The organism is Deinococcus radiopugnans ATCC 19172 (genome assembly GCF_006335125.1).
In the GTDB taxonomy this organism is placed as follows: domain Bacteria; phylum Deinococcota; class Deinococci; order Deinococcales; family Deinococcaceae; genus Deinococcus; species Deinococcus radiopugnans.
The window spans coordinates 1-24,108 of the sequence record NZ_VDMO01000008.1 but is presented as its reverse complement, the minus strand read 5'-3'; the positions used below and the strand labels follow the sequence as shown (position 1 = coordinate 24,108).

Genomic DNA, 24,108 nt, shown 5'->3' with positions numbered 1-24,108 from the left:
GCATGGAGCGTTTTGCAGGCCAGACCGTGATCGTCACAGGTGCGGCGCACGGTTTTGGGCGGGCGATTGCCCACGCCTTCGCCTGGGAGGGGGCCAATGTCTGGGCCTGCGACGTGAACACCGAGGGCCTGGGCGAGACGGCCCGGCTGGTCTACCACGACGGCCTGACGGTGCACACCCGCGCGGTGGATGTGGGCGACGCCGCCGCCGTGGGCGCGTTCGTCTCAGAAGTCGTGGCCGAGACGGGCCGCATCGATGTGCTGGTCAACAATGCGGGCGGTGTGCGCGGGCAGGTGGGCCGCCCCATCGAGGAGATCAGCCCCGCCGACTGGCAGGCCATCTTCGCCGTCAACGTGGATGGAGCGTTCTTCTTCGCGCAGGCCGTGGCCCCACAGATGAAAGAGCGCAGGTCGGGCCGCATCATCAACATCTCCAGCGGTGCGGGCCTGGGCATCAGCCTGACTGGAATTCAGGCGTATGCCTCCGCCAAGGCCGCCCAGATCGGCCTGACCCGCCAGCTGGCCCACGAACTGGGCGCGTGGGGCATCACGGTCAACAACGTGGCTCCCGGTTTTGTCCGCAGCAACCCCACCACCGAGCGCCAGTGGGACAGCTACGGCGAGGAGGGCCAGCGCAAACTGATCGACGCAATCGCCCTGAAGCGCCTGGGCACGCCGGAAGACATCGCCAATGCCGTGCTGTTCTTCGCCTCCGAGGGGGCCGGATGGATTACGGGGCAAGTCTTGAGCGTGGACGGTGGCAAATGAGCGGTCTGAATGATGTGCTGGCACGACTGGACGAACGCGCCGAAGCCTCCCTCTCCGAGTTGATCGAGTTCGCCAGCATCCCCAGCGTCAGCGCCCAGCCGGATCACCAGCCGGATATGGAACGCGCGGCGACGTGGCTCGCGGAGCGCTTGCAACGCGCCGGCCTCAAAATAGTTGAGCGGTGGCCCACCGCCGGGCACACCGCCGTCTATGCCGAAGATCTGGACGCAGGCGAAGATGCCCCCACCCTGCTGGTCTACGGGCATTACGACGTTCAGCCGCCCGATCCGCTGGAGAAGTGGCACACGCCGCCGTTCACGCCCACGGTCAAGGGCGAGCGCCTCTACGGACGCGGCGTCAGTGACGACAAGGGGCCGCTGCTGCTGACCGTGCAGGTGGTGGATGCCTACCTGTCCACGCTGGGCAAACTCCCCCTCAACCTCAAGTTCCTGTTCGAGGGCGAGGAGGAGGTTGGCAGCGCCCACCTGAACGAACTCGTCGCGCAGAACGCTGGGCGGCTCAAGGCCGATTTTGTCCTGAGTGCCGACGGCGGGATGTGGAGCGCGTCAGTCCCGTCGCTGACGGTGAGTGCGCGGGGACTGGCGGCGCTGGAATTGACCGTGCGCGGCCCCGCCAAGGATTTGCATTCCGGGCGGCACGGCGGCAGCGTCCACAACCCGCTGCACGCGTTGGCGGCACTGATCGCCGGACTGCACGACGAGTCGGGCCGCGTGACCGTGCCGGGCTTTTACGACGGTATTGCCGAGCTGACGCCGCAGCAACGCGGGGGCATCCAGCAACTGCCCTTCGGCGACGAGGCGTATCTGACCCAGACCGGAGCGCCCGCCGTCTACGGCGAATCCGGGTATTCCACGCTGGAGCGCCAGTGGCACCGGCCCACGCTGGAGGTCAATGGGATGTGGGGCGGCTACACCGGCGAGGGCACGAAAACCGTGCTGCCCAGCGAGGCCCACGCCAAGATGACCTGCCGACTGGTGCCGGGACAGGAGCCGGAGCGCATCGCCGCGTTGCTCCGGCAGCATCTGGAGGACAACCTGCCACCCGGCGTCACCCTGGAAATTCATGCCGGTGACCACGGCGCACGCGCGTACCGCCTGCCCGAGGATCACCCCGGCGCGGTGGTGGCCCGCGAAGTACTGGCCGAGCTGTACGGAAAGCCCCCGCTGGACGTGGGCATGGGCGGCAGCATCCCCGTGCTGGAGACCTTTCAGAGCGTCCTCGGCCTGGACACCGTGTTCTTCAGCTTCGCGGTGGGCGACGAGGACATCCACGCCCCCAACGAATTTTTCCGGGTGCCCCGGCTGGCCGAGGGCCAGCGGGCCTGGGCGCAGTTCTGGTGGACTTTAGGAGAGAAGACAGATGAATGACTTTGGGCGCCGCTCGGCGGAAATCAATGACCTGCTGTGCATCCTGAACGTCCTGAACTGGGACGCCCGCACCCAGATGCCTGCCGGGGGCAGTTCGGCCCGTGCCCAGCAGCTCGCCACCCTCAGCGCGCTGGCGCAGGAGAAGTTGCTTGACCCGGCCTACGAGGCGGCGGCCCGCGCGGTGGACGGCGATGACGTGGAAACCCGCGCCGCCCAGCAGGCCCTGGACGCCATCGCGGCCCTGCGGCGCATTCCCGCCGAGCTGACCCGCGAACTGGCCCTCCTGAAATCCGAGGCGCAGGAGGTGTGGGCACGGGCCAGGGCCGCCAGTGACTTTGGCCTGTTCGCCCCGCAGCTCACGCGCATGGTGGAACTGAACCGGCAACTGGCAGAGGCGCTGGGCTACGAGGGCCACCCGTACGACGCCCTCCTGAACCTGTACGAGCCGGGCCTGACAGTGGAAACGTTGCTGCCGCTGTTCGAGCGGTTGCGCGACCATCACGTGCCGCTGCTGCGGGCCATTCAGGAGCGGCCCCAGCCGCGCACCGACTTCCTGCACGCCCACTATCCGGCGGCCCAGCAAAAGCGCGTCTCGCTGGCGCTGGCAAAGCAATTCGGCTACGACACCTCGCGCGGGCGGCTGGACGAATCGGCGCATCCCTTCGAGATCAGCTTTACCCGCCAGGACGTGCGGATCACCACCCGTTTTCAGGAAAACTTTCTGCCCGGGGCGCTCTTCGGCACGCTGCACGAAACCGGGCACGCCTTGTACGAGCAGGGTGTTCGCCCGGAGCTGAGCCGCACGGTGCTGGCCAGCGATCTGCCCGGCCTGTACGCGGTGGGCGGGGCCAGCTACGGCACCCACGAGAGCCAGTCACGGCTGTGGGAAAACCGCATTGGGCGCTCGCGGGCCTACTGGAATCTGCACTTTCCGCACCTGCAGAACATTTTCCCCAGGCAACTCGCGGACGTGGACACCGCCGCCTTTCACCGCGCCGTCAACACCGTGCGCCCCAGCCTGATCCGGGTGGAGGCCGACGAGCTGACCTATGACCTGCACATCATGCTGCGGGTGGAGCTGGAACGCGCCCTGATCGGCGGCGAGCTGGCGGTCAAAGACCTGCCCGAAGCCTGGAACGCCCGCATCAGGTCAGACCTGGGCCTGGACGTGCCCGACGACGCCAGGGGCGTGTTGCAGGACATCCACTGGTCGGCGGGCATGTTCGGCTCGTTTCCCACGTACACGGTTGGCAACGTGATGGCCTCGCAGTTCTACGCGGCGGCCACAGAGCAGATGCCGGAGTTGGAAGACACGCTGCGGCGCGGCGAGTACACGCCTCTGCGCGAATGGCTGACCGACAACATCTACCAGCATGGCCGCACCTACACGCCCCACGAGCTGCTGACGCGGGTGACCGGGCGTGGTCTTGACCCGCAACCGTATCTGGATTACCTCAGCGGCAAGTACGGCGAACTCTACGGCTTAGACATTCAAAAGGAGCAGACCGCATGACCCAGCAAAATGGCAAACTCGCAGGCAAGGTGGCCCTGGTGACCGGGGCGAGCAGCGGCATCGGCGAGGCGACGGCCCTTGCCCTGGCCGAACACGGCGCGGCGGTGGCCCTGGTGGCCCGCCGCAAGGAACGTCTGGACGAACTGGCGGGCCGGATCGAGGGGATGGGCGGCCGGGTGGCCGTGATCGTCTCGGATCTGGCGCAGGCTGGACAGGGGGCCGAGGTGGTGAAGGGGGCGGTGGATGCTCTTGGCCGCCTGGACATTGTGGTGAACAACGCGGGGGTCATGCTGCTGGGGCCGCTGGCGGGGGGCGATCCGGGTGACCTCACGCGCATGATGGATCTGAACGTCACCGCGCTGATGCACCTGTCGCAGGCCGCGCTGGAAACCATGAAGCCGCAGAGGAGCGGGCACATCGTCAACATTTCCTCGGTGTCGGGACGCGGGGCCAGCCCGCTGAGCGCCGGGTACAGCGCCAGCAAGTGGGCGGTGGGCGGCTTCAGCGAGGGGCTGCGCCAGGAAGCCAGGCAGGACCGCATTCGCGTGACCGTGATCGAACCCGGCGTCGTCGCCACCGAACTGACCGATCACATCACCCACACCCAGACCAAGGACGCCTACGAGGGCCGCATCAAGGAGATGGAGATGCTGCAGGCGGAGGACATTGCCGCCGCCGTGGTCTACGCCGTGACCCAGCCGGAGCGCGTGAACGTCAACGAGCTGCTGATCCGGCCGCTGGATCAGGGTTGAGGACAGCCGGTTTCTCGCTGCTGGCCGGCACCCTCGAACTTACCCTCCGCCACCCTATGTCAGGAATCTAGACAAAGGTAGGCGGCCACTCCCCCAAGCCCTAAGCTGAGGCCATCCCAAATTGGTCCAACCACTGGACCTTCAAGTCGGAACTGAGGAGGCGAGATGACCGCGCAGCCGATCAAACAGCAGAAACTTGCGGCCAGTGCGGCAGAAGAACTTCTGGCCCTGATCCTGCGCGGAGACTTCGTGGCCGGTCAGCGGCTGCCCCCCGAACGGGTGCTGGCCGAGCAGATGAACATTTCCCGTACCAGCCTGCGCGACGGTATTGCCCGCCTCGAAGTGCTGGGCCACCTGGAGGCGCGTCAGGGCAACGGCGTGTTTGTGCGTGAACCCTCGGCTGCCCACCTGACCCAGCCGTTCCAGGGCATGCTGCTGCGCTCGCCGCAGAAACTGGCCCATCTGCTGGAATTCCGCCAGATGATCGAGCCGGAAGTCGCGGCGCAGGCGGCGGTGCGCGCCACACCCACCCAGATCGTGCAGCTTGAGCTGTGTCTGGAGCGGCAGGAGGCCGCCCGCGCCCGCCACATCAAGCTGAGCGAGGAGGACATGCTGTTCCATAACCTGATCGCCCAGATCGCCGGCAATGAGGTGGTGATGCTGGTGCTGGAGACCCTGCGCTCGCTGATGCTCCAGCTGCGCAGTCAGGTGGTGGGCGATCAGCCGGAATTGACCATTTCCGAACACCGGGCGCTGGTGGAGGCCATTGCCAGCGCCTCTCCCCAGGCCGCCCGTCAGGCCATGCTGGTCCATATGGGTTCCGTTCGTCGGCACGCCGCCCCTCTCACCAACCAAGGAGACGACCATGCGTAAATCCCAGTTCCTGATGGCCTTTCTGAGCGCCGCCTGCCTGAGCGCCGCCACCGCCTCGGCCCAGACCCTGACGGTGGGGCTGGACGCCGATCCGCCCAAGCTGGACCCGGCGCTGTCCACCGCCCTGGTCGACCGGCAGGTGATGAACCAGATTTTCGACAAGCTGCTGGATCTGGACGCCAACCTCAAGGTGATTCCAGCACTGGCCACGTCGTGGAAAGTGACCAACGGCGGCCTGACCTACACCTTCAAGCTCAAGGCGGGCGTGAAATTCACCGACGGCACCGCGCTGGACGCCGCCGCCGTCAAGTACGGGCTGGACCGCAACCGCACGCTGGAAGGCAGCGCCCGCAAGAACGAGATGAGCAGCATCAAGGAAATCAAGGTGGTCGACCCACAGACCATTCAGATCAACCTGTCGCAGCCGTACGGACCGCTGCTGGCGGTCCTCACCGACCGCGCGGGCATGATCGTCTCGCCCACGGCGGCCAAGAAGGCGGGGGCCGATTTTCAGAACAACCCGGTGGGCAGCGGCCCCTTCACCTTCGTCAGCCGCGTGCGTCAGGACAACATCACGCTGAACGCCAACAAGAGCTACTGGGGCGGCGCGCCCAAGATCGACAAGCTGGTCTACCGGCCCTTTACCGACGGCGACGTGCGCTACGCCAACCTGCTGTCGGGCGCCGTGCAGGCCATCACGCCGATTGACCCCAAGGACATCAGCAAGCTGGAGCAGAACCCCAAATTCAACGTGCTGAACTACCCCGGCATCGGCTTCCAGGGCGTGTGGTTCAACGTGACCCGCGCGCCGTTCAACAACAAGAACTTCCGGCAGGCGGTGGCGGCCACCATCGACCGCGAGGCGATTGCCAAGAGCATCTTCTACGGCACCGTCACCCCGGCCGCTGGCCCCTTCCCGCCCGGCACCCCGGCCGCGTCCTCGGCCATCACGGTGCAGAAACCCGACATTGCCCTGGCCAAGAAGAAACTAGGCGGCAAGCCGCTGTCCTTTACGCTGCTGACCACGCCGGGCAGCGTGACCACGCAACTGGCGCAGGTGTATCAGGCCATGTTCGCGCAGGCCGGCATCAACGCCAAGATCGAACAGGTGGAGTTCGGTACGCTGCTGGACCGCGCCGACAAGCAGGACTACGACGCCCTGATGCTGGGCTGGAGCGGCCGCCCCGATCCCGACGGCAACATCTACGACTTCTTCGTCACGGGCGGCACCAACAACCAGGCCGGCTACAGCAACAAGACGGTGGACAGCCTGCTGGCCAAGGCCCGCGCCCAGACCGCCATGTCTGCCCGCGCAGCCACCTACAACGTCGCCCTGAGCACCATCCTCAGCGACACGCCCTACACCTGGGTGTACTTCCAGCGCAATCTGGTGGCGAGCGTCAAGGGCATGACCGGCCTCAAGCCTATCCCCGACGGCATCCTGCGCTTTAAAGACGTGGATCTGAAGTAACGGGCAGTTTCCCAAGGGGGTGGGCAGGCGGTCTGGCCCGCCCCCCTCGCACTTTCCACACAAGGAGGTCCAGTGGCTGTTTTCGCGTTGCGCCGTCTGCTGTCGTCCATTCCTACTCTGCTGATCGTCACCCTGATTGTGTTCGCGATGGTCAAGCTGCTGCCCGGCGATCCGGCCCGGCTGATCCTGGGCCAGGAGGCCACGCCGCAGGCCCTGGCCGAACTGCGCCGTTCACTGGGCCTGGACCGCTCGCTGCCGCAGCAGTACCTGAGCTGGCTGGGCGGCGCCGTGCGGCTGGATTTCGGCACCAGCCTGACCGACAACAGCAGCGTGAGCCGACTGATTGCCCAGAAACTGCCGGTCACGCTGGAACTCGCGCTGTTCGCCATGCTGATCTCGCTGCTGATCTCGCTGCCCGCCGGGATTCTCAGCGCGATGCGGCGCAACACCTGGGTGGACCGGCTGCTGACGCTGCTGGCGCTGTCCGGCATCAGCCTGCCCAATTTCTTTCTGGGTATTCTGCTGATCTACCTGTTCAGCATCCGGCTGGCGTGGATTCCGGCCAGCGGCTACACCAGCCTGCTGGAGAATCCGGGGCGCAACCTGCTGCTGCTACTGCTGCCCGCCATCACGCTGGGCGTCGGCTCGGCGGCGGTGCTGACGCGCTACCTGCGCTCCAGCCTGAGCGAGACCCTGACCCAGGATTACGTGCGAACGGCCCACGCCAAGGGCCTCACGTCGCGGGCGGTCACGTCCAAACACGCCCTGAGAAACGCGTTGATTCCCTTCCTGACCGCCTTCGGCCTGCAACTGGGCGGGTTGCTGGGCGGGGCCGTGATCACCGAGCAGATCTTCAGCATTCCCGGCTTCGGGCGGCTGCTGGTGGACGCGGTGTTCACCCGTGACCTGCCGGTGATTCAGGGCGTGGTGCTGGTCTCGGCGGTGGCGGTGTTCCTGGTCAGCTTCCTGGTGGATCTGGGCTACGCGGCGGTCGATCCGCGCATCCGGTACCACTGATGCCAGTCCCACCGATGCCCATGCCACCGATGGAGGACAGCGCATGACCACGACGGTTTCCAAAACGCCCGCCCCGGCCAGACGCCGCCTGCCCGCGCCCCTGCGGCGTTTTCTGAGCAACCGGCTGGCCGTGATCGGCCTGTTCGTCCTGCTGATTTTCGCGGTGTCGGCGCTGCTGGCCCCCTGGGTGGCCCCCTATGACCCGGCGCAGATCTTCTTTTCCGACCTGCGGGCCGCGCCCGGCGCCGCGCACCTGTTCGGGGCCGACGAGCTGGGGCGCGACATCTTGTCGCGGGTGGTGCACGGAGCGCGGGTCTCGCTGAGCGCCGGGCTGGTTTCGGTTTCGCTGGCGCTGCTCTTCGGCGGCGGCCTCGGCCTGGTCGCCGGGTTCGTCGGCGGCTGGCTGGACGACGTGCTGATGCGCGTGGTGGACGCCCTGCTGGCCCTGCCATTCCTGGTGCTGGCGATTGCGCTGGCCGCCATCCTCGGCCCCAGCCTGCAGAACACCATGATCGCCATTGCCATCGTGACCGCGCCCGCGTTCGCCCGCATCACGCGCGGCGAGGTGCTGTCGCAGCGCGAACGCGATTACGTGCAGGCCGCGCAGGCGCTGGGCGCGGGCGACGGCCGCCTGATCACCCGTCACCTGCTGCCCAACATCAGTGGGGCGCTGATCGTGCAGACCTCACTGGCCATCGCCAACGCGATTCTGGCCGAGGCCAGCCTGTCGTTTCTGGGCCTGGGCATTCAGCCGCCCGCGCCCAGCTGGGGTTCCATGCTCAACGCCGCGCGCGGCTACCTGACCGACGCGCCGTGGATGGCGGTGTTTCCCGGCCTCGCCATCTTCCTAGCCGTGCTGGCCTTCAACCTGATCGGCGACGGGCTTCGGGAAGCGCTGGATCCGCGCGGCAAGATCGGGTAGCGCAGAAGCCCCATCTTCTGGCCCTCTTCCCTGGTGGAGAGGGCTTTTTGCTTCCAGCTTTAATAACGAGTGGGAGGTTCCCTACGCCAGAAGATCCTTCGCGATGATGATCTTCTGGATCTCGCTGGTGCCCTCGTAGATGCGCAGCAGCCGCTGATCGCGGTAGTAGCGTTCCACCGGGCTGTCTTTCATGTAGCCCATGCCCCCGGCCACCTGCACGGCCTTGTCGGCCACCTGCGACAGGGCTTCGGTGGCGTGGTACTTGGCCACCGACGCCATGCGGCGCACGTCCTGGCCCTCGTCCACCATCCAGGCCACCTTCTGCCACAGCACCCGGCTGGTCTGAATGGCAATTTCCATCTCCGCCAGCATGAACTGCACGGCCTGGAACTCGGCGATGGGCTGCCCGAACTGCTCTCGGGCCTTGGCGTGGGCCACGCTCAGGTCCAGCAGGCGCTGCATGGCCCCGGTGGAACGCGCGGCAATGCCCACCCGCCCGGCGGTCAGGATGCCCAGCGCCTCGCGGTAGCCCATATGCTCCGGCCCCAGCAGGTTGGCGGCGGGAATCTCGGCATCCTCAAAAATCACCTCGGCCGACAGCGCCCCCTTCTGGCCCATCTTCTCGTCGATCTTGCCCACCCGCACGCCGGGCGTGCTCTGCGGCTCCACCAGGAAAGCGCTCATGCCCCGGCTGCCGCGCTCCGGATCGGTGATGGCGATGACGGTCAGCAGCCCGGCAATCGGCGCGTTGGAGATGTAGTGCTTGGTGCCGTTCAGCACGTACACGTCGTCCTTCTTCACGGCGCGGGTGCGGATGTTCGCCGCGTCCGAGCCGCTGCTGGGCTCGGTGATGGCAAAGCCCGCCACACAGTCGCCGGACGCCATGCGCGGCAGGAACTTCCGCTTCTGCTCCTCCGTTCCCAGTTTCACCAGCCCACTGGTGCCGATGGAGGCGTGCGCGCTGATCACGCCGCCGAAGCCCATGTGCCCCTGCCCCAGCGCCTCGTACACGGCGCAGCGGCCCAGCATGCCCAGGCCCACGCCGCCGTACTCCTCGGGGATGCTCAGCCCGAACAGGCCCAGCCCCGCCGCCTCTTTCAGCAGCTCCGGCGGCACGCTGTTGCTGTCCTCGATCTCGTGGGCGCGCGGCTCCACGCGGCTCAGCATGAAATCACGGATGGTCGCCTGCACCTCGCGCAGGTCATCGGGCAAATTGAAATCCATTTGGGACTCAGCCTAGAGCATTTGCGGGCAGAGGAAAGGGGCGAAAAAGCCCCCTCTTGCCGAGGCCACGCCGCCTCTGATAAAACCTGCTCCAGTTACAGCTCTGCCGCTGTTCGAATATCGAAGCCTGCTCTTGACATTCAGGGCGGCGCGCGGCTATACTCTCCTGTGGCCGACCAGGATGGGTCCGGCAGGAGCGAATTGGGAAGTTCCAGTTTTCAAAATTAACACCCGACGACAGGAACGCAGCCGGAGAGGTTGCGGGTCCTGATTGCGCCGTTTCTCGGCGTTTTGCCGCCGTTTCACTTGTTCAGGTTCCAACCTTTTGAGTTCAATCCTACGGTACGCCGTATTTCAAAAGCCTTTTTCTGCCCCGAAAAGGCCGTGAGCAACAGCAGGGTGCGTGCGAGGTGTGCATGAGTTTTATCGGTAAAGAAACCCGGATCGAACGTTTCGGCGAGATCAGCGAGGTTATCCCGCTTCCCAACCTGACCGAAATTCAGGTCAACTCCTTCCGCGCCTTTCTCCAGGCGGACCGCGCCCCCGACAAGCGCGACAACGTGGGCTTACAAAGCGCCTTTAAAGAAGTGTTCCCCATCGACGAGACCGAGAAGGGCCGCAGCACGGGTCTGGTGCTCGATTACCTGGAATACCGTCTGGGTGACCCGCCCTACACCCCCGAGGAGTGCCGCGAGAAGGACCTGACCTACCAGGCCCCGATGTACGCCAAGCTGCAACTGATCCACAAGGACAGCGGCCTGATCAAGGAAGACCAGGTGTTCCTGGGCGACCTGCCGCTGATGACCGACGACGGCTCGTTCGTGATCAACGGCGCCGACCGCGTGGTGATCTCGCAGATTCACCGCAGCCCCGGCGTGTACTTCACGTCCAGCTACAAGGGCATCAAGAAGCTGTACACCGGCGCGATTATCCCCATGCCCAAGCGCGGCCCCTGGATTGAGCTGGAATTTGCGGGCGGCATTCTGGAAATGAAGGTCAACAAGCGCAAGTTCCCCGTTGCCATGCTGCTGCGGGTGCTGGGCTACGACGACGCCAGCCTGAAGGCCCTGTTCAGCGAATTTGACCCCAACACCGAGCTGCCCGAGGACAAGAGCGCGGGCATGGGCGCCGATGAGGCCCTGCTGCGCCTGTTCACGGTGCTGCGTCCCGGCGACCCGCCCAAGCGCGACAAGGCGACCCAATACCTGTACGGCCTGCTGGCCGATCCCCGCCGCTACGACCTGGGCGAGCCGGGCCGGTTCAAGATGAACCGCAAGCTGGGGCTCGCGCGCGAGGAACACACCCTGCTGACTTTCGCGGACGGCAAGTTCAGCGACGCCGGGCTGGTGGACACCATCCGCTACCTGATGGCGCTGCATCACGGCCACGACTCCGTCTCGATGATGGGCGCCGACGGCCAGATGCACGACGTGCCGGTGGGCGAGGACGACATCGACCACCTGGGCAACCGCCGCGTGCGGACCGTGGGCGAACTGCTGGCCGATCAGCTGCGCGTGGGCATGGGCCGCATGGCGCGTGGCGTGCGCGAGCGCATGCTGCTGGGCAACCCCGACGCCGCGACCCCCACCAAGCTGGTCAACAACCGCCCCATCGTGGCGGCCATGCGCGAGTTCTTCGGGCGCAGCCAGCTCTCGCAGTTCAAGGACCAGACCAACCCGCTGTCGGACCTGCGCCACAAGCGCCGCATCTCCGCGCTGGGGCCAGGCGGATTGACCCGCGAACGCGCGGGCTTCGACGTGCGCGACGTGCACCGCACGCACTACGGGCGCATCTGCCCGATTGAAACGCCGGAAGGCGCCAACATCGGCCTGATTTCCTCGCTGGCTTCGTACGCCAAGGTCAACCCGCTGGGCTTTATCGAGGCGCCGTACCGCCGGGTGGAAAACGGCAACGTCAGCGAGACGGTGGAGTACATGACCGCCGATATCGAGGACCGTTACACCGTCGCGCAGGCCAACAGCCCGCTGAACGACGACAACACCTTCGCCGACGAGCGCGTGCTGGCCCGCCGCAAGGGGGACCCGCTGTGGTACACCCCCGACGAAGTGGACTACATGGACGTCAGCCCCAAGCAGATCGTCTCGATCAATACTTCGTTGATCCCCTTCCTGGAGCACGACGACGCCAACCGCGCCCTGATGGGGTCCAACATGCAGTCGCAGGCCGTGCCGCTGGTGCGCGCCGACAGCCCCGCCGTGGGCACGGGCGTGGAGCGCCGGGTGGTCACCGACTCGGGCACCAGCGTCGTGAGCGACGTGACCGGCCGCGTGACCTACGTGGACGCCCGCGCCATCCAGATCACGCTGAGCGAGGACTCCGCCGCCGCCGGCATGGTCACGGGCAATGTCCGCACCTTCGAGCTGGTGCGCTTTACCCGCAGCAACCAGGGCACCAACCTCGACCAGCACCCCATCGTGAGTGTGGGCGACGAGGTGAAGGCCGGACAGGTCATCGCCGACGGCCCGGCCAGCGACCGGGGCCGCCTCGCGCTGGGACAGAACATCACCATCGCGATCATGCCCTTCGACGGCTACAACTTCGAAGACGCCATCTGCATCAACGAGGGCCTGATCCGCAAGGATTTCTACACCTCGGTGCACATCGAGAAGGACGAGATCGACGCCCGCGACACCAAGCTGGGGCCGGAGAAGATCACCCGTGACATCCCCGGCCTGAGCGAGGCGGCGCTGCGCGACCTCGACGAGGACGGCATCGTGCGCGTGGGCGCCGAGGTCAAGCCCGGCGACATTCTGGTGGGCAAGACCAGCTTCAAGGGCGAGTCTGAACCCACCCCGGAAGAACGCCTGCTGCGCTCGATCTTCGGTGAGAAGGCGCGTGAGGTGAAGGATACCTCGCTGCGCGTGCAGTCCGGTCAGGGCGGCATCGTCGTCAAGACCGTGCGCTTCCGCCGGGGCGACGAGGGCGTGGACCTCAAGCCCGGCGTGCGGGAGATGGTGCGTGTGTACGTGGCCCAGAAACGTCAGTTGCAGGTGGGCGACAAGGTGGCGAACCGCCACGGCAACAAGGGCGTCGTGTCCAAGATCATGGCCCCCGAGGACATGCCCTACCTGGAAGACGGCACCCCCGTCGATCTGGTGTTCAACCCGCTGGGCGTGCCCTCGCGCATGAACTTGGGCCAGATTCTGGAAACCCACCTGGGCGAAGTCGCGCGCCTGACCGGCCAGAAGTTCGAGACCCCGGTGTTCGACTCGGTCACCGAAGCGACCATCAAGGAAATGCTGGAAGTCGCTGCCGCCGAGAGGTTGCAGGCCCGCAAGGACGACGGCTTCGAGCTGGACAAGCGCGAGCAGGACGTGCTGGACCGCGCCGGCAAGCTGGGCGTGATCAACAAGGCCAGCGACGACTACGAGGCCGCGCAGATGCAACTGGCCCGCACCGGCAAGAGCATCCTGTTCGACGGCCGCAGCGGCGAGCCGATCAGCGGCCCCGTCGTGGTGGGCACCATGTACGTCATGAAGCTGTACCACATGGTGGAAGACAAGCTGCACGCCCGCTCCACCGGCCCATACAGCCTGATCACCCAGCAGCCGCTGGGCGGCAAGGCGCAGTTCGGCGGCCAGCGCTTCGGCGAGATGGAAGTGTGGGCGCTGGAAGCCTACGGCGCGGCGCACACCCTGCAGGAAATGCTGACCATCAAGTCCGACGACATCGACGGGCGCGACGCCGCGTACCAGAGCATCGTCAAGGGCGAGGAAGTCTCGGGCAGCACCATCCCCGAGTCGTTCAAGGTGCTGGTCAAGGAACTCCACTCGCTGGGCCTGGACGTGGAAGTGCTGGACGCCGGGGATCGCCCCGTGGACATCTTCGAAGGGATGATGCCCAAACGCTGAGCGCCTGGCGGCGCTGTCTAAAGGTCTAAGGTCTCACCGTCTAACCGCTAAAAACTCAAGTCTTGGCTTTTTGCGGTTAGACCGTTGGACAGTTTGACGGTTTGACCCAACTCCGAAGGAGTTTCAATGAAAGATTTCAGCAAAGTCCGTATCGCTATTGCCAGCCCGGAAAAAGTCCGCGAGTGGAGTTTTGGCGAGGTTGAAAAGCCCGAAACCATCAACTACCGCACCCTCAAGCCCGAGCGCGAGGGGCTGTTCGACGAGCGTATCTTTGGGCCGCAGAAGGACTACGAGTGCGCCTGTGGCAAGTACAAGCGCCAGCGCTACGAAGGCAAGGTCTGCGAGCGCTGCGGCGTAGAAGTCACGTCCAGCAAGGTGCGCCGCTACCGCATGGGCCACATCGATCTGGCGACTCCTGCCGCGCACATCTGGTACGTCAAGGACAGCCCCAGCAAGATCGGCACGCTGCTGGACCTGAGCGCCGGACAGCTGGAAAAGGTGCTGTACTTCAGCTCCTTCCTGGTCACCGATCCGCGCAACGCCCAGAAGGACGGGCGGCCCCTCAAGCGCGGCGAACTGCTGACCGACGACGAGTACCGCGAACTGCGCTTCGGGCGGCAGGAAACCTACACCATCCCCAACGGTCAGGAAACGGTGGTGGGGGACGGCGAGTACGTCACGCGCGGCCAGACCCTGGGCGGCAACGTCGTCGCCAAAATGGACGGCCTGGCCCAGTACCGTTTCCCCCGCCGCGCCGAGATCGCCTACCGCGAGCAGGTGGAGGCGGCGCTGCCTCTGCCAGCCGACGTGCTGGTGGCTCAGGAAACCTTCCGCGCCGGTGAAATCCTGGCCGAGCTGGAGCAGGACGTCTCCATTACCGCGCCGGTGGCCGGCACCGCCTTTCTGAGCGACATGGGCGAGGACAGCGTGATGGTGGTGATCCGCGAGAGCGTGGACGCCGCCCCCGCCGAGCAGGACGAGAACGGCGAGGACATCGAGGTCGAAACCCCGCTGGGTGAAGTGCTGGCCCGCGTCTACATCCCGCACGGCATGGACGTGCAGGTGGCGCACGGCGAGATCATCGAGGCTGGCGCCCTGCTGGCCGAAGCCAAGGCTGGCCAGCGCCTGCGCGTCAGCCGCGATAGCCGCCTGAGCGAGGTGAAGCTGCCCAAGAAGGGTGACCCCACCGTCACCGCGCACTGGACCCGCCGCGCTGAGTACCCGATCAACCCCACCATGCACGTCCTGGTGGGCGACGGCAGCGAGGTCGAGGCCGGCCAGCGGGTCGTCGGCGCCATCGACACCGCCGAGGAAATCGTCGCCGAGGCCAACGGCACCATCACCCTGCACGCCCCGGCCAGCGTTATCGTGTCCAAGGCCAAGGTCTACCCTTATCAGGACGAACCCCTGGTCGTGATCGGGGACCGCGTGGAGCCCGGCGACGAGCTGGCCGACGGCGGCAACCTGCGCTCTGAAATCTCGGGCCGCATCGAGATCGACCTGGTGCGTAAGCAGGTGCGCGTGATCGAGTCCTACGACTTCGAGGCCAAGATGGGCGCCGAGGCGGTCAAGGAACTGCTGGACGATATCGATCTGGACACGCTGGAAGCCGAGCTGAACGAGGCGATGAAGGACTCCTCGCGCCACAAGCGCGCCAAGTCCCGCAAGCGGCTGGAAGTCACGCGCGCCTTCAAGCGTAGCGGCAACCACCCCTCGTGGATGATCCTGAACACCGTCCCCGTCATGCCGCCGGACCTGCGGCCGATGGTGCAGGTGGACGGTGGGCGTTTCGCCACGTCCGACCTGAACGACCTGTACCGCCGCCTGATCAACCGCAACAACCGCCTCAAGAAGCTGATCGGCCAGGGCGCGCCCGACATGATCATCCGCAACGAGAAGCGCATGTTGCAGGAAGCCGTCGACGCCCTGATCGACAACGGCCGGCGCGGCAGCCCCGTGACCAACCCCGGCAGTGACCGCAGCCTGCGCTCGCTGACCGACCTGCTGGGCGGCAAGCAGGGGCGTTTCCGCCAGAACCTGCTGGGCAAGCGCGTGGACTACTCCGGCCGCTCGGTGATCGTGGTTGGCCCGCAGCTCAAGCTGCACCAGTGCGGGGTGCCCAAGCGCATGGCGCTGGAACTGTTCAAGCCGTTCCTGTTCAAGGTGCTTGAAGAGAAGGGCGAGGTCACCAACATCAAGCAGGCCCGCAAGATGCTCGAACGCTACCGCGACACCCGCGACAGCGTGTGGGACGCCCTGGAAGAGGTGATCGAGGACAAGGTCGTGCTGCTCAACCGCGCGCCCACCCTGCACCGTCTGGGCATCCAGGCCTTCGAGCCGGTGCTGGTGGAAGGCCAGTCCATTCAGCTGCACCCGCTGGTCTGTGAAGCCTTCAACGCCGACTTCGACGGCGACCAGATGGCGATTCACGTCCCGCTGAGCGCGCAGGCGCAGGCCGAAGCCCGCATTCAGATGCTGGCCTCGCACAACCTGCTGTCCCCGGCCAACGGCGAGCCGAACGTCAAGCCCAGCCGCGACATCATCCTGGGGATCTTTACCCTCACCCAGCTGCGCCACGACAACCTGGGCGCGGGCACCGAGTTCGCCGACGAGCAGGCCGCGTTGCAGGCCCTGGAAGACGGCAAGGTGGCCCTCAACAGCCCGATTACCGTGCGCGGCACCGAGACCAGCCCCGGCCGCCTGAAGTACACCTTCTCCAGTCCCGACGAGGCGATCATGGCCGTCGAGCGCGGCGGCATCGACTACCAGGACCACGTCCGCATCCGCCTGAACGGCACCACCTACGACACCAGCGCCGGGCGCGTGATGTTCCGCCGGCTGGTGCAGGAGGCGCTGGGCACCCAGGCCGAACTGGTGGACACGCTGGTCAACCTGGACACCGCCTACGAGAAGGACCACCTCAAGGACATGGTGATGGCCTGCTTCAAGCACCTCGGCATCGAGGCCACCGCCGGGCTGCTGGACGCCCTGAAGGACAGCGGCTTCAAGCTGTCGACCTCCTCGGGCATCACCATCGGCATCGACGACATCGTGATTCCCCCGAGCAAGGGCGAGATTCTGGCCCGCGCCGACGAGCAGGTCGCCGAGATTGAGCAGAACTACGAGTTCGGCTTCATGACCGACGACGAGCGCTACAAGCAGGTCGTGCAGCTGTGGAACGAGACCAAGGATGAGATCAAGAACGCCATGTTCGACAATTTCAGCCAGAACTACCCGTTCAACCCGCTGTGGATCATGAGCCAGTCCGGCGCGCGCGGGAACGCCCAGCAGATCACGCAGCTGGCCGGGATGCGCGGCCTGATGGCCCGCCCCGACGGCAGCACCATTGAGGTGCCGATCCGCGCCAGCTTCCGCGAGGGCCTGACCGTGCTGGAGTACTTCATCAGCACCCACGGCGCGCGGAAGGGTGGGGCCGATACCGCACTCCGTACCGCCGACTCCGGCTACCTGACCCGCAAGCTGGTCGACGTGGCCCACGAAGTCGTCGTGCGCGACGTGGACTGCGGTACCACCGACTACAGCACCATCGGCTTGGGCGCGACCGACGAGAGAAGCGGCGAGTGGCGCGCCCGCAAGGCCAGCGAGATCGAGACCAGCATCTATGGCCGCACGATCACCGCTGACATCGAACTCTCGGATGGCCGCATCATTCGCGAGGGCGAGATGCTGTCCCTCGAGGACGTCAAGGCGATCACCAAGGACGCCAAGATCTTGCAGGACATCTTCGTCCGCACCCCGCTGAACTGCCGGGTCAAGAGCGGCGTGTGCCAGAAGTGCTACGGCTACGATCTGTCGCAGGCCAAGCCGGTCAGCATGGGCGAGGCCGTGGGCGTGGTGGCCGCCGAGTCGATCGGCGAGCCCGGCACGCAGCTCACCATGCGCACCTTCCACACCGGGGGTGTGGCCGGCAGCGGCGACATCACCATGGGTCTGCCGCGCGTGATCGAGCTGTTCGAGGCCCGCAAGCCCAAGGTGCCCGCGCTGATCGCCGACACCACCGGGACCATCCACATCACCGAGGAAGACGAGCGCTACCTGATCAAGGTGGAGGCCGACGACGCCCAGTTCAGCGGCAAGCTGCACAAAGTCAGCCGTGCCACCCGCCTGCTGCCCGAGATCAAGGACGGTTCGCACGTCGAGGCCGGTCAGCAACTGACGCGCGGCGCCGTCAACCCGCACGACCTGCTGGAGCACAAGGACAACGAGTCCGCTCAGAAGTACCTGGTGGACGAGGTGCAGCGCGTGTACCGCAGCCAGGGCGTGAAGGTTCACGACAAGCACATCGAGGTGATCATCCGCCAGATGCTGCGCTACGTGGAAATCGTGGACGGCGGCAGCACGGACCTTCTGGAAGGCCAGATCGTCGAGCGCTGGGAGGTGGACGGCGCCAACAACGCGCTGGCCGAGGACGCCACCCCCAGCTCCTGGAAGCCGGTCCTGCTGGGCATCACCAAGAGCAGCCTGACCACCAAGAGCTGGCTGTCCGCCGCCTCCTTCCAGCACACCACCCACGTGCTGACCGAGGCCAGCATGAAGGGTCAGGTCGACGACCTGATCGGCCTGAAGGAAAACGTCATCCTGGGCAAGCTGATTCCGGCGGGCACAGGCCTGCTGACCGTCCGCGACATGCAGGTGGCCGACGACCGCACGCTGGAGAAGTACGGCGAGAGCAACAACAGCAGCGACTCCGTCACCGGAGACCGCAGCTACGACGATACCCGCCCCGGCGTGGTGAACGAGAACGTCACCTACACCAACTAACCCCCGTTGGTTGAACAGTCCAACGAAAACCCCCACCTGGGAACGGGTGGGGGTTTTCTCGTGGCCTTGGAGAAGTCTGGGAGTTGCGGTGGCCTGACCTCATACGGACTCCGACTGAAAGGTGTTGAGAACACCTGGAAATCCGAGCAGAGCGAGGAGGAGAAAAACATCCCTCCGGACGTGGGGTGTAGAAATCGGGACAGCTCCGATCTCTACACGAAACAAACGGAGTCCGTATCACTCCTCCAGCAGAAGTCGGCCTAGCGTCGTGTACGCGGTGTCGTCGGTGGGCGGATGCGTCAGGCCCGCGCGGGCGTCTCGCAGTAACTTTTCCAGCGGCAGCGTGGCGCTCAGGGCAGCGCCTCCCGCCGTGCGCGAGGCCAGATCGGTGGCAAATACGGCGGCGTTCGTCGCGTGGGCCTTGGCCGCGCCGATGGCCGGGACCGAGCCGGCGCTGGGGTCCACGTCCCACTGCGCCGTGGCGTCCAGCAGTAACGCCCGCGCGGCCTGCAAGGACGTGACCATGCGGCCTACATTCTCCTGAATGCGCGGCAGGGTGGCAATGGGGGCGCCCAGGGCGGTGGGCACACGCACGCGGGCGTAGGTGGCAATCGCGTCCAGAGCGGCAAAGCCCACCCCCAGGTAGGTGGCGGCAATCGCCGTCCAGAACCACGCGCTGCTGGCTGGCTGGCCGGGGGCGGGCGGTGCGTGCAGGCCCGACGGCGCGTCCGTGAACACCACGTCGTGGCTGCCGCTGCCACGCAGGGCCAGCGCCCCCTGCCACGTTGGCTCGATCCGGACACCGGAGCCGTGCAGGTCCACCCAGTAGCGGCCCACCTGCCCGTCTGGCGTGGCGGCCGTGACCAACGCCCAGCGCAGGGCACGAACCCCGGTGGACCACGTCTTGCGGCCCGTGATGCGCCAGCCGCCACTCTCGAAGCCTGTCGCGTCCGGCACAGCGCGGGTCTGCGGCAGCCCCCCGCGTGAGGGACTGCCCAGCTCGGGTTCGCTGGCCAGGGCATTCAGGAGTTCACCGCGCTTCCCGGCCTCGGCCACGGCGTGCAGCAGCGGTTCCGGCAGGGTCCGGCCCTGGAAGGCGGCACCTGTCACGTGCCCGTGCATCGCCAGGATCAGGGCCAGGCTGGCGTCCGCTCTGCCCAGCGTCAGTTGTGCCTGCGCGAACTGCGACAAGTTGGCCCCCAGACCACCCCGGTCTTCAGGCACGGCCAGACGGGTGTAAGCGCTGTCCGACAGTGCCTGGGCCGCGTCTGGCGTCACGTCCTGGGCCGCCTCGCATTCGGCGGCGTGCTGGCGAATGGCGGCGGCGGCGCGATCCACCACCTCGGTCTGCGCGCCGGTCAGTTCGGAGTTCGGCAAGGGGGAGGTCACGCTGTCCAGGGTAGCGGTTGGACGCCTGCCTTGCCTGCGTGAAGCCCCGCTAAGTTGCCTGTCATATCCCTGGCACCTTTACGCTTTAGCCTAAATTCAGCGAGGTGATTATGAGTCTGAAAGATATGGAGAACAACCACATGATGGCCCACCTGACCAGCGCTCTGAATGACGGCAAGGACATCGGCCACTACGGACGGCTGGTCTACGCCATCGTCGCCCGCCACTTTCTGAGCGACGACGAACTGGTGGCGCAGCTGGCCAGGGACAAAGATTTTGCCGAGGCGGACGCGCGTGGGCTGGTGCAGCAGGTGCAGGAGCGCGACTACAGCCCGCCGGGCCGCAGCAAGATCATGGAATATCAGGCGAAGCAGGACTTCCCGATCATGCCGGACACCCAGGATCCCGATGAGGGCAACGTCTACCGTGATCTTGAGTTTCCGCAGGAAGTCTACGATCATATCAGCGAGTACCACCAGCAGAAGGCCGAAGACGGCGTCTGAATGAACCTCCTGGCCCTCCCCGACACGGGAGGGGTTTTTGCTGTCGTGCGGTGCCGCACCGCAGGCTGCCGGTCCTCCAGCGGAAGTGGGAGTATTGGCCTGGAAGGACGCCACAACGGGATGGGACGGCAGCCCTCCGAGTCCCTCCGGATTCATTCTTCCAGTCGCCCCCAGGCTCTCAGGGTCAGCAGGGCGTCCACGGTCAGGGCGCTGCGCCACTCGGCCTCGGCCGTGGGCCAGACCTCGGGGAACTGGCCCAGCCAGGTCCAGTTCGGACCCCATGCGCCGTCATCCGCCTGCGCACTGATCAGGTGCAGCAGGGCGGCGCTCAGCGGTTCCTCCAGGGCGTGGGCCAGGGGGTGATCCGGGGTGGGGGCCACCAGCAGAGGATTCAGGCCGTGCTCAGTGAAGGCGTCGGGAGCGGTCTGCACCCGTCCCGGCAACACGTCGGCCAGGTATTCCAGCACGGGCAGGCGGTGATCATCTGGAATGCTGGCATTGCCTGCGAACACTGCCGCCGCCACATGGCTGTTCACGTCCCTCTCGTCCAGACCGGCCAGCACGGCGTCGCGCGCTTCCAGGGTCAACTGGGCCAGCAGGCCGTCTGCCAACAGGCCGGGCCAGCGCCACAGCCGCCCCACGATCTCGGCGCGGGGATTGACCCGGAACCCGCCGAAGGTCCGGGCCAGCTCACCCTCCCGGCTCTGGTTCCACCACGGCGCGTGCGCAAACGCCTCGGCCTGGGCGGGTAGAAAGGGCCACACGCTGCCGTCCAGATTGCTGTGGAGGTGGGCGTGCAGCCAGTCCACGGCGTCCCGCAGCAGCGGTTCGTCGGCCGCCACTTCCAGTTCCTGCAACACGCGCAGGGCCATCATGGTCGCCAGCACGCTGCTGTGCGGGGCGCGGCAATCCGGCTCCAGCGCCCGCCCGAAGCCGCCGTCCTCATTCTGGTAGGTGCGCAGGGCGTCCAGAACGCTGGCGGCGTCAGGGTTCTCGAAGGCGTGGCGGAACCGGGCAAGGTCCAGCGGCCTGCCCCGCTGGGTCAGAAAAGCGCGGGCGCGGGCGAAAGCCTCCGGCAGCAGGGTAGGTGTGGGCATAGGCGAGCGTAGCACTGGCCTGTGGCGCGCGGCTGAGGGGAGCTTCAGCGCGGCTGGCCTAGCGGCTGACGGTCCAGATGCCCGCAAAATCCGCAAGCTGGGTATTGTCCTGTGGCGTCGCGTAGGCGCTGATGCTGCCGTCCAGATACAGCGCGTCCGGGCACTTCAGGCGGTCCCGGAAGAACACGGCGAAGGCGTAGAAGTTGACGGGGCCGGCGCTGACTGCAAAGCGCACCCGTCCGTCCTGGCAGACGCCCACGCCGCTTCTCACCTTGAACGAGGTGCTGCCCTTGTTGAAGGCGGGATGGATCTGCCCACCGGCCAGCAAGAGCGGCCCCGACTGCGTGGCGAAGGTGGGTTGCGGGTCCAGGCGGCGGTACGCCCCGGTTTCCGTCACGCCCGCCCGTTGGCCCCTGACCCAGAACACCCCGTTGGGCAGCAGCGCGAAGTTGCCGCCGGAGCGGGCGTTGTTGATGGGCACCAGCGTCTTGCCGTCCTCAACATGCAGCCCCAGCGGCCGTAGCCCCGGCGCGTAGATGCCGCTGTTGGTGGCGAACTGCATCTCGCGCCCCTGCTTGCCCAGCCGGCCCTGCACCTGCGCGAAACTGGCGTAGGGCTGGCCGGTGGTGGGGTTGAGCCAGTGCAGTTCCAGCCGGTCCCTGGTCAGGTCAACCTCAGCGACGGTGTACAGCATGCCCTCTGAAACCACCTTGTTCAGGGTGAAGGCCTGAGAGGCGGGGCTGCACGACATCAGCAGCACGGCAGGGAGGAAGCGGGCGGCGATCATCGGGAGCCATGATGCCGCCCAGTGGGCTGAGAAAAGAGGGTGGCTTTCCGCTTCAGCCGGCCCGCACTGTGGGACCGTGGCCAATGGAGGTCTGACGCAGCCTTACCATGTCCACATGACCTCCTCCGAGAGTGCAAGGCCCGTTCAGTCCACCTTCGACCTGCGCAGCCCGTCGAGCGGCGAGGTGATCGCCCACATTCCCGATCATGGCGTGAACGAGGCCCGCGCCGCCGCCGACCGCGCCGTGGCCGCTTTCGAGACGTGGCGGCGCACCACCGCCTACGCCCGCGCCTCGCTGCTGCGCACGTTCTTTGACCTGATGCTTCGTGACGAACAGGAGATCGCCACCCTGATCGCCCGGGAGATGGGCAAGCCCGTCACCGAGGCGCTGGGCGAGGTGCGCTACGCGGCGTCGTTTATCGAGTGGTACGCCGAGGAAGCCAAGCGTGTCTTCGGGGACATCGTGCCCAGTCAGGTGCCGGGCAAGCGGCTGCTGGTCACCCAGGAGCCGGTGGGACCGGTGTACGCGGTGACCCCCTGGAACTTCCCGGCGGCGATGGCGACGCGCAAGATCGCTCCGGCGCTGGCCGCGGGTTGCACGGTGATCCTCAAACCCGCCGAGCAGTCGCCGCTGACCGCCCTGAAGATGCGTGACCTGTGGACCGAGGCGGGCGGCCCTCCTGATACCTTCCAGGTCATCACGGCCAGTGATCCAGTCGCCATCACGAAGGTCATGATGGACGACGCCCGCATCCGCAAGGTCACCTTCACCGGCAGTACCGAGGTGGGGCGGCTGCTGGCGGCGCAGGCGGCCCCTACCCTCAAGCGCGTGTCGCTGGAACTGGGCGGTCACGCCCCGTACCTGATCTTTGCCGACGCCGATCTGGACCAGGCGGTGCAGGATGTGGTGGCCTGCAAGTTCCGCAACGCGGGGCAGACCTGCGTGTGCACCAACCGTATCTACGTGCAGCGCGCCGTGCTGGAGGACTTCACCGCCCGCCTGACGAAAGCCGTTGCGGCCCTGAAGGTGGGCGATCCGCTGGACCCCGGCACCCAGATCGGGCCGCTGGTGGATCAGCAGGGCCTGGAGAAGGTCAAGCGACATGTCGAGGATGCCTTGGCCCACGGGGCACAGGCGGTTACTGGAGGAGAGGCGGGTAAGGGGCTGTACTTCCAGCCCACAGTCTTGACAGGCGTCACGCCTAACATGCTGGTGATGCGGGAGGAGACCTTCGGCCCCGTGGCCCCGCTGCTGGCCTTCGACACCGAGGAAGAAGCAATTCAGGCCGCCAACGACACCGAGTTCGGTCTGGCCGCGTACCTATGGACCAATGACCTGAACCGGGCCTTCCGGGTAAGCGAACGGCTGGAGTACGGCATCATCGGCCTAAACGATCCGGTGCCCAGCACCGCGCAGGCGCCGTTCGGCGGCGTCAAGCAGAGTGGCTATGGGCGTGAGGGCGGTCCCTGGGGCCTCCAGGAATATCTGAACATCAAGTACCTCAGCATGACGGTCCGCTGAATAGCATGCGGAAAAGTAGCGGCCCACGACGAGCGGAGACGCGTCGTGGGCTTTCTTCTGTAGGAGGTGGCCTTCGGAGAATCGACATCACCCTTTGCGTAAGGCGCTTGCGTTTGCGATCTCGCGCGCCTGACCTTGACGCAGAGACAGTAGAAATTGCGTGACCGGCAGCCTTTTTTGGATTTTCGGCTTCTGGAATTGGTCCTGTCAGACCGATCTGTGGAGGCCA

16 protein-coding genes are annotated in these 24,108 nt (G+C 66.3%); 12 read left to right on the top strand and 4 right to left on the bottom strand.

Annotated elements, in window-relative coordinates:
• The first annotated feature begins 2 nt into the window (after nucleotides 1-2).
• The 8 genes from FHR04_RS08630 to FHR04_RS08595 all read left to right on the top strand — a co-directional run bounded on the left by FHR04_RS08630 (nucleotide 3) and on the right by FHR04_RS08595 (nucleotide 8,703).
• Nucleotides 3-767, top strand: a complete 765-nt coding sequence (locus tag FHR04_RS08630) for an SDR family NAD(P)-dependent oxidoreductase (protein ID WP_139402491.1) — start codon at nucleotides 3-5, stop codon at nucleotides 765-767.
• Entirely contained in the window at nucleotides 764-2,155 is a 1,392-nt protein-coding gene (locus FHR04_RS08625; protein WP_139402488.1) for a dipeptidase, read from the top strand. The genes FHR04_RS08630 and FHR04_RS08625 overlap by 4 nt, the downstream gene beginning before the upstream one ends.
• On the top strand, nucleotides 2,148-3,668 hold the full coding sequence (locus FHR04_RS08620) for a carboxypeptidase M32 (RefSeq protein ID WP_139402486.1): 1,521 nt from the start codon (nucleotides 2,148-2,150) through the stop codon (nucleotides 3,666-3,668). Before FHR04_RS08625 ends, FHR04_RS08620 begins: the two co-directional genes overlap by 8 nt.
• Complete coding sequence (locus tag FHR04_RS08615) at nucleotides 3,665-4,420, top strand: SDR family NAD(P)-dependent oxidoreductase (RefSeq protein WP_139402484.1); 756 nt, start codon at nucleotides 3,665-3,667, stop codon at nucleotides 4,418-4,420. The genes FHR04_RS08620 and FHR04_RS08615 overlap by 4 nt, the downstream gene beginning before the upstream one ends.
• Nucleotides 4,421-4,585: 165 nt before the next feature.
• Nucleotides 4,586-5,293 carry a FadR/GntR family transcriptional regulator gene (locus tag FHR04_RS08610; RefSeq protein WP_039686041.1) on the top strand — a complete coding sequence of 236 codons (708 nt, stop codon included), beginning with the start codon at nucleotides 4,586-4,588 and terminating at the stop codon, nucleotides 5,291-5,293.
• Entirely contained in the window at nucleotides 5,286-6,764 is a 1,479-nt protein-coding gene (locus FHR04_RS08605; protein ID WP_139402482.1) for an ABC transporter substrate-binding protein, read from the top strand. The genes FHR04_RS08610 and FHR04_RS08605 overlap by 8 nt, the downstream gene beginning before the upstream one ends.
• A 72-nt stretch (nucleotides 6,765-6,836) precedes the next feature.
• Nucleotides 6,837-7,781 carry an ABC transporter permease gene (locus FHR04_RS08600; RefSeq protein WP_039686039.1) on the top strand — a complete coding sequence of 315 codons (945 nt, stop codon included), beginning with the start codon at nucleotides 6,837-6,839 and terminating at the stop codon, nucleotides 7,779-7,781.
• Between the two features lie 43 nt (nucleotides 7,782-7,824).
• Complete coding sequence (locus FHR04_RS08595; protein ID WP_139402480.1) at nucleotides 7,825-8,703, top strand: ABC transporter permease; 879 nt, start codon at nucleotides 7,825-7,827, stop codon at nucleotides 8,701-8,703.
• 81 nt (nucleotides 8,704-8,784) lie between these two features.
• Here the strand turns inward: FHR04_RS08595 and FHR04_RS08590 are convergent, their stop codons facing one another.
• A complete protein-coding gene (locus FHR04_RS08590; RefSeq protein WP_039686035.1) occupies nucleotides 8,785-9,927 on the bottom strand; it encodes an acyl-CoA dehydrogenase family protein in 1,143 nt (380 codons plus the stop codon).
• A gap of 416 nt (nucleotides 9,928-10,343) precedes the next feature.
• Between FHR04_RS08590 and rpoB the strand changes: the two genes are divergently transcribed.
• A complete protein-coding gene (gene rpoB / locus FHR04_RS08585; protein WP_139402478.1) occupies nucleotides 10,344-13,799 on the top strand; it encodes a DNA-directed RNA polymerase subunit beta in 3,456 nt (1,151 codons plus the stop codon).
• 126 nt (nucleotides 13,800-13,925) lie between these two features.
• Entirely contained in the window at nucleotides 13,926-18,581 is a 4,656-nt protein-coding gene (locus FHR04_RS08580) for a DNA-directed RNA polymerase subunit beta' (RefSeq protein WP_139402476.1), read from the top strand.
• 237 nt (nucleotides 18,582-18,818) lie between these two features.
• Here the strand turns inward: FHR04_RS08580 and FHR04_RS08575 are convergent, their stop codons facing one another.
• On the bottom strand, nucleotides 18,819-19,970 hold the full coding sequence (locus FHR04_RS08575; RefSeq protein WP_249039044.1) for an acyl-CoA dehydrogenase family protein: 1,152 nt from the start codon (nucleotides 19,968-19,970) through the stop codon (nucleotides 18,819-18,821).
• A 110-nt stretch (nucleotides 19,971-20,080) separates the two neighbouring features.
• Here FHR04_RS08575 and FHR04_RS08570 point away from each other — a divergent pair, with 110 nt between their 5' ends.
• The gene (locus FHR04_RS08570; RefSeq protein WP_039686029.1) at nucleotides 20,081-20,473 is read left to right on the top strand and encodes a hypothetical protein; all 393 of its coding nucleotides are present in this window, start codon (nucleotides 20,081-20,083) and stop codon (nucleotides 20,471-20,473) included.
• A 152-nt stretch (nucleotides 20,474-20,625) separates the two neighbouring features.
• Here the strand turns inward: FHR04_RS08570 and FHR04_RS08565 are convergent, their stop codons facing one another.
• On the bottom strand, nucleotides 20,626-21,570 hold the full coding sequence (locus FHR04_RS08565) for a hypothetical protein (protein WP_139402472.1): 945 nt from the start codon (nucleotides 21,568-21,570) through the stop codon (nucleotides 20,626-20,628).
• 58 nt (nucleotides 21,571-21,628) lie between these two features.
• A complete protein-coding gene (locus FHR04_RS08560) occupies nucleotides 21,629-22,357 on the bottom strand; it encodes a phosphodiester glycosidase family protein (protein ID WP_039686025.1) in 729 nt (242 codons plus the stop codon).
• A gap of 115 nt (nucleotides 22,358-22,472) precedes the next feature.
• Here FHR04_RS08560 and FHR04_RS08555 point away from each other — a divergent pair, with 115 nt between their 5' ends.
• Nucleotides 22,473-23,879 carry an NAD-dependent succinate-semialdehyde dehydrogenase gene (locus FHR04_RS08555; RefSeq protein WP_139402470.1) on the top strand — a complete coding sequence of 469 codons (1,407 nt, stop codon included), beginning with the start codon at nucleotides 22,473-22,475 and terminating at the stop codon, nucleotides 23,877-23,879.
• Nucleotides 23,880-24,108: the final 229 nt, after the last annotated feature.